Origin of the sequence: Mesobacillus sp. AQ2, from assembly GCF_030122805.1 — a bacterium.
GTDB classification, from domain to species: Bacteria; Bacillota; Bacilli; order Bacillales; family Cytobacillaceae; genus Mesobacillus; species Mesobacillus oceanisediminis_A.
In genome coordinates this window covers 3787501-3801180 of the sequence record NZ_CP126080.1, presented here as the reverse complement: position 1 = coordinate 3801180, position 13680 = coordinate 3787501, and the positions used below count along the sequence as shown (strand labels likewise).

The following is a 13680-nucleotide window of genomic DNA, read 5'->3' as shown; positions in this document are numbered from 1 at the left end:
AGGGGGAATTAGAATGACTCAGAAAAGGCTTATTTCGGCTATTGTTCTACTATTTATGCTTACTTTTACTGTATTGGCAGGATGTTCTGATTCGGAAAAAAGCTCTAGAGGTAACAAAGATGAAACGGTAACAATCAATTACTTTACCTTTTCACCAGGTACTGACCATGAAAAAGACCTACAAGACATGATCAGTGCTTTTGAAAAGCAAAATCCAAATGTAAAAGTAGATTATGAGATTGCTGCTTATGATGATTATTTCACAAAGCTGCAAACCATGATTGCTGGCGGGAAAGCACCGGATGTATTCGAGCTTAACTATGAAAACTTCGTTAGTTATGCCTCAAAGGGAGCTTTAGCGGACCTGTCTAAATACATTGAAGAAGATAAAGACTTTGATCCATCTAAATTAAATCAAGAAGCATATAAAGCTTATCAATACGAAGGAAAGCAATATGGTATGGTGGAAAGCTTCTCAAACGTTGTTACTTTCTACAATAAAGACTTGTTTGATAAAGCAAAAGTGGATTATCCAACTGCAGAATGGACATGGGAAGATGAATTAGCAGCAGCGCAAAAGCTCACAAACAAGGATGAAAAGATCTGGGGTACTTATGCACCGATTCAGTTCCATGAATTCTATAAAGTGATTGCTCAGAATGGTGGATCTGTATTCAATGAAGACAAATCAGAAGTAACAATCGATAGCCCTGAAAATGCAGAAGCACTTCAATACATGGTTGATAAGGTGAACAAATATAAAGTAACTCCTTCTGTAGGAGATCTATCAGGCCAGTCGCCAGAGGATTTATTTAAAAATGGTCAAATCGGGATCCTGCACACTGGAATCTGGATGTTATCCGCTTTTAAAGATGCACCATTCAAATGGGATATTGCACTTGAAGCAGGTAATACTCAAAAGGCACACCACTTCTTCGCAAATGGATTAGCAGTTTCAAAGGACTCAGATGCTCAAAACGCTGCTTATAAATTTGCACGCTTCATGAGCGCTAGTGACGAAGCCGCAGAAATTCGAATTGCAAGTTCATGGGAACTTCCAGCAATCACGAATGAAGAAATCTTAAAGCCTTATCTGGAACAAACTCCTCCAGAAAGCAGGGAAGTTATTTTTGAAGCACTGGATACGCTGGTTTTACCTCCAGTAATTGAGGATTGGAGTAAAATGAGTGACCTGATTACAAAGGAACTAGAAAATGTGGTGAATGGTAAAAAGAGCCCTGAAGAAGCATTGAAAGTTATGCAGGGAGAATTAGAGAAGTTGAAGTAATCAAATCTGGAGAAGGATATCTGGGCATCCTCATATCCTTCTCTTCTAACATAAGGGGAGAGAGACATGGATTCAAAAGCAATGTACAGCAAGCTGCTTAAAGCTCATGTATACCAGTTAAATAATGATTATCCATCCTCGGAAAGAATTCTTCTTAATCATAAACCTCAACTTGATAAGGACAGTATACACCTTATTGCTACCTGGCTATGGAATGTGCAGAACCATTTAAAAGAGACAAATAGTGAGAACTTGAAAGAAGTTAATGTTCAACCTTACTTAACGTTTCTCCAGGATAATTGGAGAAAACCTTTAGAACGTATCTGGGGAGACGGCAAGAAAGATATTCATGTTTCGAACATTGCAATGGTGTATACGGCATTAACTCAATCCAAAAATAATCTCCAGCAATATGAACTCCAAAAAACAATCACAGAAATCAGAGATTTTGTTTTTGACTCTCTACTTTCTGGGGGTATGTTGCTTAATGCGGTGAATGAACGGCAAATTTCATTGGATATGCTTACTGCAGTTATGCCATATGGATTGTTTTCTCCTGAGGACTTAATTGTGGTAGAAGCAGTTGGCCAAATCGAAAGGAAGTTAGTGAATAATACAGGGGCACTAAAAACGATTGAAGGTAAGAAAGAATCTTCTTCAGCAACTGCGCTTTTGTCATTATATTTTCTGGAAAAGGGCAACTATGAAAAAGCGAATACCTATTTAAATTTGGCACAAAGCTTGATTGGAAAAGAGTCGACAGAGGAATCCGAGCTTGGAAAAGTGATTATTGAAATGATAGAACACTATAAGGTTGATTCAATAGAAGAGTACAAAATAGTACATACACCCTTTGGCAATCATAACATTTACGAACCGCAACTTACAGAACGAAGTCCACATCATCCGACAACCGAAGAGCCAATAACAGTAGCATGCCAGGTATGGCCTGAAGGCGAAGTAGATTCGGTTTTATTAACTTTAAACTCAGCTAGCGGTGAAACTGTAAAAACAAAAGAGTTGACCAGAAAATATCTTGAGGATAAAAAAGTTTACATTTGGACTGGAACTATCGAACCCCTGACCCAGGAAGAGGAATTCAGTTATCAATTCTCCGCTTATAAAGGCGAGGGCCTTAAGGTGCAATCAGAGCGGTTTCCAATCACACCTCTAAAACGTCGGGTACTAAATGAATTCCGCTTATTTGAAAAGGCTGAGAGTGAAGTAGTCTTGTTAGCGAAAGATGAAGATGATTTTTCACTACAGGTCAATCTGGGCTTCACTGAAGACCAGTTTTATATCAATATTGATTCTAATATTAATCAAGAATTTCTCCAGGAAGAATATGAAGCTCTTTCCCTTAGATCCATGAATCAAGAATTTACTGTTGACTTGAAGTTAAATCCATTTTTTATTTGCATAAAAGATGCCAACAAAACACTTTTAGAATCACATGATTTCCTTTCCTTTATTGAATGTACGACTGATAAGAATCGGCAAATAAGAGATTTAAAGCTTAATTTTCATACACCGTTGAACGAAAGCTTTTATGGATTCGGTGAGAGATATAATGCTGTTGAGCAGCGAGGGAATATCATTGATTGCTATGTTTATAACCAGTATCGCGATCAGGGTACAAGGACTTATATGCCGGTTCCTTTTTACATTAGTTCCCTTGGATATGGCTTGGTGGTTAATACTAACAGGTACACCCATTTTGACATCGCTCACTCATTGAAGGATGCCATGTCTATTAAGATAAGGATGTCAGAAAAAGAACAAAGCACCTCCATTACGGCATTCTTAGGAACACCAAAAGAAGTGATTGAATCCTACACTTCGAAAACCGGCAAACCAGTGTTACCACCTGTTTGGGCATTTGGACCTTGGATGTCGAGCAATAACTGGGACAGGGACAGTCTGACCCGTTCAGAAGTTGAGAAAACAAACGAATATCAGATACCAGCGACTGTTCTAGTCTTAGAACAGTGGAGTGATGAAGCCACTTATTACATGTTCAATGATGCCCAATATGAGGTGAAAGGTAATGGAGAAAGTCATACCTACAGCGAAATGGAGTTTCCTGAATGGGGACGATGGCCGGATCCGAAGGGATTGTTTGAATACCTGCATGATAACGGGTTGAAAGTTCTTCTATGGCAGATTCCGATTAAAAAATACTTGAACAGGCAAACGCATCCACAAAAAGATGCGGATGAAAAATACATGCTGGAAAATGGATATGTTGTCAAAAAGAATGACGAAGCTCCATACAGGATGCCTGAAGGCTGGTTTAAGGAAAGTCTATTGATGGACTTCTCAAATCAAGAAGCCAAAGAATGGTGGTTTAGCAAACGGAAGTATTTGCTTGAAATTGGAGTGGATGGCTTCAAAACAGATGGTGGGGAGTTCGTGTTCGGAGACGAATTGCTGTTTTCTGATGGGAAAACCGGCGACGAAATGCGCAACTTGTATCCAAATGATTATATAGGGGCTTACTACAAATTTGCAAATGACTTTAAAAGCGGAGATGCAATGACCTTTAGCCGTGCCGGATATATGGGAGCCCAAAACTTCCCGGCACATTGGGCAGGGGATGAAAGATCGACTTTTGACGCCTTTAAGCGGTCTTTGGCTGCAGGTATCACTTCTGGAATGTCAGGAATTCCATTTTGGGGCTGGGACTTAGCGGGATTCAATGGTGATATTCCAACGGCCGAATTGTATGTCAGATCTGCGGCCATGGCGGCCTTTTGTCCAATCATGCAGTATCACGCTGAAAGCAAAGGTGAGTTTAATCAGGATCGCACTCCATGGAATATTGCGGAGAGAACCAATCAAAAAATTGCTATTGAGGGATATAGATTTTATGCCAATGTCCGAATGAACTTGCTCCCTTACATTTGGAACGAAGCAAGAAAAACTAGTGAAACAGGAATTCCATTAATGCGCTCCTTATTTATGGAGAACCCCGAAGATCAACGTGGTGAAGGAGTATTCGACCAATATTACTTTGGGTCTTCTTTATTGGTTGCTCCTGTAACAGAAGAAGGTACAACTTCAAGAAAAGTTTATTTCCCTGAAGGAACTTGGTTTGATTTCTGGAGCGGAAAAAGAATTATCGGTCCTGCCTATGAATTGATTGATTCACCACTTGACCATATTCCTGTTTACGTAAAAGAAGGGGCCGTAATTTTAACAAATGTGGATCAAACGCTTCAATTAGGTTCTTGGGTTTCCAATGATATTTCCAGTTATGTCAGACCATTATTAAGGATTTATTTGAAGGATGGACTATCCGAAAGAATCAATGACCACCTGAATAATCATTGGGATGTTGAAGTCACAGAAGAATCGGATAGATGGAAGATTTTAGTAAGTGGACCAACAGAAGAATTTGATGTGTATCTTCCTGATGAAGCTAACTCAGAAGGAAAAGCTGTTTTTGTAAACGGAAAGAAAAAAGCTTGAGTACATGGAGGAATGAATGTGTTAGATACAACTAGTTTTGCTATCCTTCCAACCCAGGAAAAGATCGAAGGCGAGCCTAAATTACATGTCGGGTCAGTCAAATCTTTCGCGTGGAAAGATCATATGTTAACAGGCACTAATGAGCATGGTGAGTTTTTGATTTATTTTGCTGAAAAAAAGATTCCTAGAATCATCATAAATCCATTTGGAAAAGTAGACTCGGTATCGAGCATTGCTGTTTCACTTAAGCAAGTTCCTCATGAGGCATCGTTTGAGGAAACCAATGACCAATTAATGATCACCTGTGATACGATAAAAGTTGAGGTAACCAAAGATCGTTTCACAATAAAGATATCGAATGACCAAAGAACAATCTTCCAGTCGGGGAGTCCGTCAGCTTTATATAAAAACAATGGTGAAGTCTTTTTTGATGCACTGATGGAGACTGATGATGTCTTTTATGGATTTGGGGAAAAGACTGGCTTCCTCAATAAGAGAGGTTCGAAACTGTCGATGTGGAATACGGACGTTTATGCACCGCACAATAAGGACACGGTTGAGTTGTATCAATCTATCCCATATTTTGCTGTTCATAACAAGCAGAGATCTTATGGACTTTTCTTTGATAATACATTTAAAACCCAATTTGATACCCAGACCTACTCAAATAAATACAGGATGAGTGCCAATGGTGGGCAACTCGACTTCTACGTTTTTGCTGGTGAGAACTTAAAGGAAATCACCACCCTTTACACCGAGCTGACAGGAAAGATGAGTCTACCTCCCAAATGGGCGATTGGATATCATCAGTCTCGCTATAGCTATCGATCAGAAGAAGAGGTCCTTACAGTCGCTAATCGTTTCAAAGAAGAAGGAATCCCATTGGATTGTATATTTTTCGACATCCATTATATGAGGGATTATCGAGTATTTACCTTTGATAAGGATCATTTTCCGCAACCTGATAATCTAATCTCTACCTTATTAAATAACGGGATCAAGGTTGTGCCAATTGTAGATCCAGGAGTGAAAAAGGATGTTCAGTATCCTGTGTACGCAGAAGGGGTAAACAAGGGCTTGTTTTGTAAGTATCTTGATGGACAGATTTATTATGGGGATGTCTGGCCTGGAACGAGTGCATTTCCTGACTTCATGAATTCTGAGGCAAGGAATTGGTGGGGAAGTTTGCACAAATTCTATACTGATTTCGGCATTGAAGGAATTTGGAATGATATGAACGAACCGTCTGTCTTCAATGAAAGTAAGACCATGGATCTCGATGTGATGCATGATGTGGATGGAGAACTGAAACCGCATTTGGAGATGCACAACACCTACGGACTTTACATGAGCAAAGCAACTGCCGAAGGACTTTCGGAGCTTCTTCCCGATAAACGTCCTTTCGTTTTGACCCGTGCTGGTTATGCGGGTATCCAAAGGTATGCCACCGTCTGGACGGGAGATAACCGAAGCCACTGGGAGCATCTTGAAATGTCACTGCCAATGATCATGAATCTTGGCATATCAGGGGTTGCTTTTACTGGAGCGGATGTTGGCGGTTTCTCTTCTGACTGTACACCCGAATTGTTGATCAGGTGGACACAGGTCGGGGCTTTCATGCCTTATTTCAGAAATCATAGTGTACAGGACAGTATCCGACAGGAGCCATGGGTTTTTGGTGAAGACACAACTGAAATAGTAAAAAAATACATCAAGCTGAGATATAAGTGGCTTCCTTATCTATATTCCCTTTTCCATGAGTCATCCCAAACGGGAGTCCCAATCGTTCGTCCTCTTGTGATGGAATATCCTGAGGATGAAACTACATTTAATATCAGTGATCAGTTCCTCCTGGGAAGCAATGTCATGATTGCACCTATTTTACGTCCAGGTACGACCCATAGGTCCATCTATCTTCCTGAGGGAGTTTGGTATGATTACTGGACTAAAGAATCCTATCAAGGTGGAAAGTATGTCTTAATAGAAGCAGCGTTAGATAAGCTCCCAATCTTTATAAAAGAAGGAACCATTCTTCCTATGGGGTCAGAGGTTCAAAATACAACTGAAAATCAAATCCTTGAGATTGAAGTTTATGCTGGTGATAAAGGGAAGTTCAGTTTGTATGAAGATGATGGAAGTTCCCTTGGCTATAAAGATGGTCATTATTCCATCACAAATTTCCAAACTGAAATGAATGAGGGGTATCTAAAAGTTAATGTAAATATAAGTGGAGATAAGCAATGGAAAAGCCAAGTAAAAGGGATGAAGGTTTATGGCTACTCGGGAGACGTTAGGGTTGAGAATTTAACTGAAGTAAGGGAGCCGGAGAAATGGAAAATCGAGATACTGTAGTGGAAAAGGTAAAGAATGACCAACAATGGTGGAAAAAAAGTATTGTATATCAAATCTATCCTAGAAGTTTTTATGATTCCAATGGGGATGGTATTGGTGATCTGCAGGGGATTATCCAAAAGCTGGATTACTTAAAGGAGCTTGGCGTGGATGTAATCTGGCTAAGTCCTATCTATGACTCTCCAAATGACGATAACGGTTATGACATAAGGGATTACTACCAAATCATGAAGGAATTTGGAACGATGGAGGATTTGGATCACCTTCTTGATGCTGCTCATCAACGAGGATTGAAAATCATCATGGATTTAGTAGTGAATCATACTTCTGACGAACACTCCTGGTTTGTAGAATCGAAGAAAGGCCTGGATAATTCGTATCGAGACTATTATATTTGGAAGCCAGGAAAGAACGGAAAAGAGCCGAACAATTGGGGGTCGATTTTTAGTGGGCCGGCCTGGGATTATGACGAAAATACAAATGAATATTATCTGCATCTTTTTTCAAAAAAACAGCCTGATTTGAACTGGGAAAATCCAGTTCTAAGGAATGAAATTTACACCATGATGAAATTTTGGCTTGATAAAGGCATAGACGGTTTTCGTATGGACGTCATTAACTTTATTTCTAAGGTCCCTGGTCTTCCAGATGGGGAGGTTAAAGAGGGTGCAATATATGGGGATGGAGGTTCATACTTCGTAAACGGACCAAAGATTCATGAATACTTGAGAGAGATGAATGAAAAAGTTCTATCTCACTACGATATTTTGACTGTTGGAGAGATGCCGGGAGCGAGTACTGCAGATGCGGTGATGTACACAAATCCTGAAAATAAGGAAATTAACATGATTTTTACCTTTGAACACATGGGCTTAGATAGTGGTCCTGCTGAAAAATGGGATCTCAAACCTTTGAACCTGGTGGATTTAAAGGAGAATCTGACAAAGTGGCAGACTGAATTGCATGGCACAGGTTGGAATAGCTTGTATTGGAATAACCATGACCAGCCAAGGATTGTTTCCCGGTTTGGTGATGACCAGGAGTACAGAATGGAATCTGCCAAAATGCTTGCGACTTGCCTTCACATGATGCAGGGGACACCTTATATTTATCAAGGTGAAGAGATTGGAATGACAAATGTTAAGTTTGAATCGATCGAACAATATCAAGACGTCGAGACATTAAATATGTTCAGAGAAAAACGTTCTCTTGGAGTTCCAACAGAAGATATCATGAACTCGATTTATGTAAAAGGCAGGGACAACGCCCGGACTCCTATGCAGTGGAACGAACAAATTCATAGCGGGTTCACGAAAGGAACTCCATGGATCAAAGTAAATCCACGCTATAAAGAAATTAACGTAGAAGCCACTTTAGCAGATAAAGAGTCTATTTTTTATCACTATAAACATTTAATTGCTCTTAGAAAGAAATTAGATGTCATCACAACCGGTGACTTCAATCTATTATTTGAGTATCATCCAAAGATTTTTGCATATGGGCGAAGAAGTGAGAATGAAAAGGTTGTTGTGTTATGTAATTTTAGTAGAGACGAAATTGTTATTGAAGAAGAAGTATTCTTAACTGAAATTGCTCAAGCAGAATTGATTGTACAGAATTATAAAGAAGTAGAACACGGTAAGTTAAGGCCATATGAAACATTAGTTTATTATCAAAAAGGTAATTAATAACTAAAAAAGCTGCAAAACCAATTGGTTTTGCAGCTTTTTTAGTAAGTGGAGAATAGGGGGCTCGAACCCCTGACCTCAACGCTGCCAGCGTTGCGCTCTCCCAGCTGAGCTAATCCCCCGTATCTGTTTAGATAAGGTACAAGAAAGATTATATCTCCTTCTTTATGGACATGCAAGACAAAAATTTCGGAAATAAGCAAAAAAGCCGCACATCCGCGGCTTTTCTCATAATCCTTCAATCTCAACCCTGTTAATGCCATCAATTTCTGACACCGCCTCATATACATCCGTTGTCTTTCTGCGGAAGTCCACGGTTACGATCAATTGAACCAGCTGGTTCCCTTCAGCAAGATCCTTAATGCGGACATTTTTCAATGAGATTTTTTCCGCTTTGATCCTGGTAATAATGTCTGCAATGCTTTGTCTCGTAGTAACATTGAACTGCAGCCGGATCTCTTTTTCCCTTAATTGCCTTGGACCAATGAAGGTCATAAGGAATGGGATGAATTCAACACTGACAATCAGCAGTGCTACACCAGCAATGGCTTCCCAGTAAAATCCGGCACCCACTGTGATTCCGATTCCTGCAGCACCCCATATCATCGCTGCCGTCGTCAAACCGGAAATGGTATCATTCCCTCTTCGTAAAATAACCCCTGCACCGAGGAAACCAATACCAGAGACAATCTGGGCAGCCAGGCGTAGTGGATCCATCGTGATATTGACGTCTTCATCCCCGGGAAACATGTAGGCTGATTCACTTGATACAACCGTCAACAGACAGCTGACGATTGATATGACTAAGCTCGTTTTAAGACCGACCGGTTTTCTTTTAATCTCCCTTTCGAGACCGATTATAAGCCCCAGAAAAGCAGATATCCCAAGCTTAAGCAAAATTTCCATATCAATTGATGAAAGCATACTGATCTCCTGCCCCTTATAAGATGTATTTACTTTCCCTAAAAATACTGAATTAAACACGGTATAGCGATTAAATTTCATTTAAGGTAAGCTAAAAATTCGATTTCATTGTAAAATACATATAATTCATATTAAAGGAGAATGGAAATGGAATCACCAAAACTAAATCCATATCTGGCAGTTGCAGTCGGTGTAGTGGCTGTATCGACCTCTGCCATTCTGGTTAAAGTTTCATCAGCACCCTCCGGTGTCATTGCATTTTACAGATTGTTCTTTTCTGTTTTGCTGATGCTACCGGTATTTCTTATAAAGTATGTTTCGGAGCTTCGTCTTATTACGATGCGGGATTGGATGTTTAGCGGGATTGCCGGCATATTCCTAGCCTTTCACTTTATCCTCTGGTTCGAATCCCTAAACTATACTTCGGTAGCGAGTTCAACCGTCCTGGTCACACTTCAGCCGCTTTTTGCATTTATAGGAGCGTATTTTTTCTTTAAAGAGCGTGTATCTTTAAAAGCTATACTAAGTGGAATTATTGCCATCGGCGGGAGTGTCATCATTAGCTGGGGCGATTTTAAGGTTAGTGGCAGTGCGTTATTTGGAGACTTTTTGGCTATTGTAGCCTGCGCATTGGTCACTGTTTATCTATTATTTGGCCAAACAGTGAGGAAGAGGATGTCCCTGATCACCTATACCTTCATTGTCTATAGCATCAGTTCAATAACTTTATTTTTCTATGTAATAGCTGTAGGTGAATCCTTCTATCCGTACCCTGCTAGTGACTGGGTTTATTTTATTCTCCTCGCACTGATTCCGACCTTGCTTGGCCACACCCTGTTCAACTGGTCGGTTAAATGGATCAGCGCTTCGGTCATTTCAATGGCCATCTTGTTTGAACCAGTAGGTGCAACTCTATTGGCCTTCTACCTTCTTGGCGAAAAAGTCATGTTGACCCAGGTAATAGGAGGATTAATTGTTATTGCTGGTATAACTTTATTTTTAGTTGATGAAAGAAAAATGAAAATCAAGAACCAGACAGAGATAAAATCAATCTCAGGTTAGGGGTGTATAAGGGTATGGAAATCAGAAAAGCTGCGATTGGGGATGCTCAGGGCATTGCCAAGGTTCACGTGAAAAGCTGGCAAGAAACGTATCAAGGTATAGTAAGCCAGGAGTATCTTGATTCATTGAAGGCAGAGGATCGCCAGCCTTTATGGGAAAAGAGCATCACACAAACCGCCGAAACTTCCCCGGTATATGTTGCTGTTACTACAGATGGAGAAATAGTAGGCTTTGCATCTTTTGGTAAAGAGAGGACAGGCGAATTCGAGGCAGATGGGGAGTTGTATGCCATTTACCTTCTGAAAAAGTACCAAAGAGAACGAATTGGTTTGAAGCTTCTTCAAGCTGGTTTAGAGGAATTATTAGGGCAAAAATATGATGCCATGCTTGTGTGGGTACTTGAGGAAAATGAAAGCCGGAAGTTTTATGAAAGTCTCCAACCAGTAAAAGCAGGAGAAGAAGAAGTCGAAATAGCAGGCAAAAAATATCCCGAAATAGCTTATCTATGGAAGGACTTAAAATTACTTCATCGGGCAGTAATAGAAAAACAGTCAGGGGAAAGATAAATGGAGCTGGAGAGTGTGTTTGAACAATTTCCTTTGTTGGAGACGGAAAGGTTTTATTTAAGACAGCTCAAAATAGAAGATGCCCCACAAATCTTCAGTTATTTTTCGCAGGATCCTGTGACTAAATATTATAATCTTGAGAGTTTTACACAAGGACAGCAAGCTCTGGAGCTGATTGAGAAATTCAACCAGGGCTATATAGAGAAAAGGCAAATCCGCTGGGGTGCTGAGCTGAAAGAAACAGGCACCCTGGTTGGTACTTGTGGTTTCCATGCAATTGACGCTAAACACCTCAAAGCAGAAATAGGCTACGAACTTCATCCCGATTACTGGGGTAAAGGAATGATGCCGGAGATTACGAAAGAGATATTGAAGTTTGGATTTGGGGAAATGGGTTTAAATCGAATAGAGGCATTGTACCATCCTCAAAATGAACAATCCTGGGCGGTGTTGAAGAAAGGTGGATTCGAATATGAAGGAACGCTTCGAAAGCGATGGTTTGATAAAGACAGCTTCGTGGACGCAGCGATTGCGTCAATCATAAAAATCCCCTGAGAGGGGATTTTTTTAAATGAATAGGTATGTGAACCTTGAGAATAGTAATGCGCAAATTGTGGAGAACATGAAGGTTCCACCATGAACCCTTCCTTCAGTGTTAGCAATTTTTATAGCTTCAATGTAGGCCACACTGAATAAAAAGATGGCCATCAGTAGTGAAAGATTAAGTGCGACTGATTGCAGCAAATAGGATCACCTCTGTTATTTAGTTTGTCCAAAGCATTATATGAGCAAGAACAAAAAAATATTAATAAAAACATTCAATTAAGAAGAAACCTGGATAACAGAATTCCATAATTGAGTTGTGAAAAATTCTTTTAAAATTATATTGCAAACATAATTTATCCGTGGTATATTTAATCTCGCTTCAGAAAAACAACGCTGAATTGGCAAAAACAACATCGTTTTTAGTGAAATAGAAAAACAAAAAACAATGTTGACAATAACAAGACAGCATGTTATATTAATAAAGTCGCTTCTGGGCGACAAACTGAACAACTTGCTCTTTGAAAACTAAACAAACAAGCGTCAACAAACAATAAATTATCATGCTTCTATTATAGAAGACATGAGCCAACGTTTTAACTTATGAGCTAACTCATAACTCTTTCTTGGAGAGTTTGATCCTGGCTCAGGACGAACGCTGGCGGCGTGCCTAATACATGCAAGTCGAGCGGATCTTCATTAGCTTGCTTTTGAAGATCAGCGGCGGACGGGTGAGTAACACGTGGGCAACCTGCCTGTAAGACTGGGATAACTTCGGGAAACCGGAGCTAATACCGGATAATCCTTTCCCTCACATGAGGGAAAGCTGAAAGACGGTTTCGGCTGTCACTTACAGATGGGCCCGCGGCGCATTAGCTAGTTGGTGAGGTAACGGCTCACCAAGGCAACGATGCGTAGCCGACCTGAGAGGGTGATCGGCCACACTGGGACTGAGACACGGCCCAGACTCCTACGGGAGGCAGCAGTAGGGAATCTTCCGCAATGGACGAAAGTCTGACGGAGCAACGCCGCGTGAACGATGAAGGCTTTCGGGTCGTAAAGTTCTGTTGTCAGGGAAGAACAAGTACCGGAGTAACTGCCGGTACCTTGACGGTACCTGACCAGAAAGCCACGGCTAACTACGTGCCAGCAGCCGCGGTAATACGTAGGTGGCAAGCGTTGTCCGGAATTATTGGGCGTAAAGCGCGCGCAGGCGGTTCCTTAAGTCTGATGTGAAAGCCCCCGGCTCAACCGGGGAGGGTCATTGGAAACTGGGGAACTTGAGTGCAGAAGAGGAGAGCGGAATTCCACGTGTAGCGGTGAAATGCGTAGAGATGTGGAGGAACACCAGTGGCGAAGGCGGCTCTCTGGTCTGTAACTGACGCTGAGGCGCGAAAGCGTGGGGAGCGAACAGGATTAGATACCCTGGTAGTCCACGCCGTAAACGATGAGTGCTAAGTGTTAGAGGGTTTCCGCCCTTTAGTGCTGCAGCAAACGCATTAAGCACTCCGCCTGGGGAGTACGGCCGCAAGGCTGAAACTCAAAGGAATTGACGGGGGCCCGCACAAGCGGTGGAGCATGTGGTTTAATTCGAAGCAACGCGAAGAACCTTACCAGGTCTTGACATCCTCTGACAACCCTAGAGATAGGGCGTTCCCCTTCGGGGGACAGAGTGACAGGTGGTGCATGGTTGTCGTCAGCTCGTGTCGTGAGATGTTGGGTTAAGTCCCGCAACGAGCGCAACCCTTGATCTTAGTTGCCAGCATTCAGTTGGGCACTCTAAGGT

At 41.1% G+C, this 13680-nt stretch carries 8 protein-coding genes, 1 tRNA gene and 1 rRNA gene (1 of these 10 only partly in view); 8 read left to right on the top strand and 2 right to left on the bottom strand.

What is annotated here, in order from left to right:
- The first annotated feature begins 13 nt into the window (after window positions 1-13).
- From QNH36_RS19150 to QNH36_RS19135, 4 genes are all read left to right on the top strand, one after another.
- Window positions 14-1288, top strand: a complete 1275-nt coding sequence (locus QNH36_RS19150) for an ABC transporter substrate-binding protein (RefSeq protein ID WP_481825288.1) — start codon at window positions 14-16, stop codon at window positions 1286-1288.
- A gap of 66 nt (window positions 1289-1354) precedes the next feature.
- A complete protein-coding gene (locus QNH36_RS19145; RefSeq protein ID WP_144481359.1) occupies window positions 1355-4759 on the top strand; it encodes a glycoside hydrolase family 31 protein in 3405 nt (1134 codons plus the stop codon).
- Window positions 4760-4777: 18 nt separating this feature from the next.
- A complete protein-coding gene (locus QNH36_RS19140; RefSeq protein WP_283903985.1) occupies window positions 4778-7111 on the top strand; it encodes a glycoside hydrolase family 31 protein in 2334 nt (777 codons plus the stop codon).
- Window positions 7090-8799 (top strand): glycoside hydrolase family 13 protein, encoded by a 1710-nt coding sequence (locus tag QNH36_RS19135; RefSeq protein ID WP_144481357.1) that lies wholly within the window; start codon window positions 7090-7092, stop codon window positions 8797-8799. The genes QNH36_RS19140 and QNH36_RS19135 overlap by 22 nt, the downstream gene beginning before the upstream one ends.
- Window positions 8800-8848: 49 nt before the next feature.
- On the opposite strand, the gene QNH36_RS19130 is transcribed toward QNH36_RS19135, so the two are convergent.
- Window positions 8849-8921, bottom strand: a tRNA-Ala gene (locus tag QNH36_RS19130).
- Window positions 8922-9027: 106 nt separating this feature from the next.
- Window positions 9028-9723, bottom strand: a complete 696-nt coding sequence (locus tag QNH36_RS19125) for an MgtC/SapB family protein (RefSeq protein ID WP_144481356.1) — start codon at window positions 9721-9723, stop codon at window positions 9028-9030.
- Between the two features lie 147 nt (window positions 9724-9870).
- Here QNH36_RS19125 and QNH36_RS19120 point away from each other — a divergent pair, with 147 nt between their 5' ends.
- The 4 genes from QNH36_RS19120 to QNH36_RS19105 form a co-directional block, all read left to right on the top strand.
- On the top strand, window positions 9871-10785 hold the full coding sequence (locus tag QNH36_RS19120) for a DMT family transporter (protein WP_144481355.1): 915 nt from the start codon (window positions 9871-9873) through the stop codon (window positions 10783-10785).
- 14 nt (window positions 10786-10799) lie between these two features.
- Window positions 10800-11351 carry a GNAT family N-acetyltransferase gene (locus QNH36_RS19115; protein WP_144481354.1) on the top strand — a complete coding sequence of 184 codons (552 nt, stop codon included), beginning with the start codon at window positions 10800-10802 and terminating at the stop codon, window positions 11349-11351.
- On the top strand, window positions 11352-11906 hold the full coding sequence (locus QNH36_RS19110; protein ID WP_144481353.1) for a GNAT family N-acetyltransferase: 555 nt from the start codon (window positions 11352-11354) through the stop codon (window positions 11904-11906).
- A gap of 611 nt (window positions 11907-12517) precedes the next feature.
- Window positions 12518-13680 (top strand): 16S ribosomal RNA (locus QNH36_RS19105) (it continues 387 nt past the right edge of the window).

What these genes read in the sequence shown, in the direction of transcription:
- QNH36_RS19120 (WP_144481355.1), top strand. Translation starts at nt 9,871, where the DNA reads ATGGAATCACCAAAACTAAATCCATATCTGGCAGTTGCAGTCGGTGTA.
- QNH36_RS19110 (WP_144481353.1), top strand. Translation starts at nt 11,352, where the DNA reads ATGGAGCTGGAGAGTGTGTTTGAACAATTTCCTTTGTTGGAGACGGAA.
- QNH36_RS19115 (WP_144481354.1), top strand. Translation starts at nt 10,800, where the DNA reads ATGGAAATCAGAAAAGCTGCGATTGGGGATGCTCAGGGCATTGCCAAG.
- QNH36_RS19125 (WP_144481356.1), bottom strand. Translation starts at nt 9,723, where the DNA reads ATGCTTTCATCAATTGATATGGAAATTTTGCTTAAGCTTGGGATATCT.
- QNH36_RS19135 (WP_144481357.1), top strand. Translation starts at nt 7,090, where the DNA reads ATGGAAAATCGAGATACTGTAGTGGAAAAGGTAAAGAATGACCAACAA.
- QNH36_RS19145 (WP_144481359.1), top strand. Translation starts at nt 1,355, where the DNA reads ATGGATTCAAAAGCAATGTACAGCAAGCTGCTTAAAGCTCATGTATAC.
- QNH36_RS19150 (WP_481825288.1), top strand. Translation starts at nt 14, where the DNA reads ATGACTCAGAAAAGGCTTATTTCGGCTATTGTTCTACTATTTATGCTT.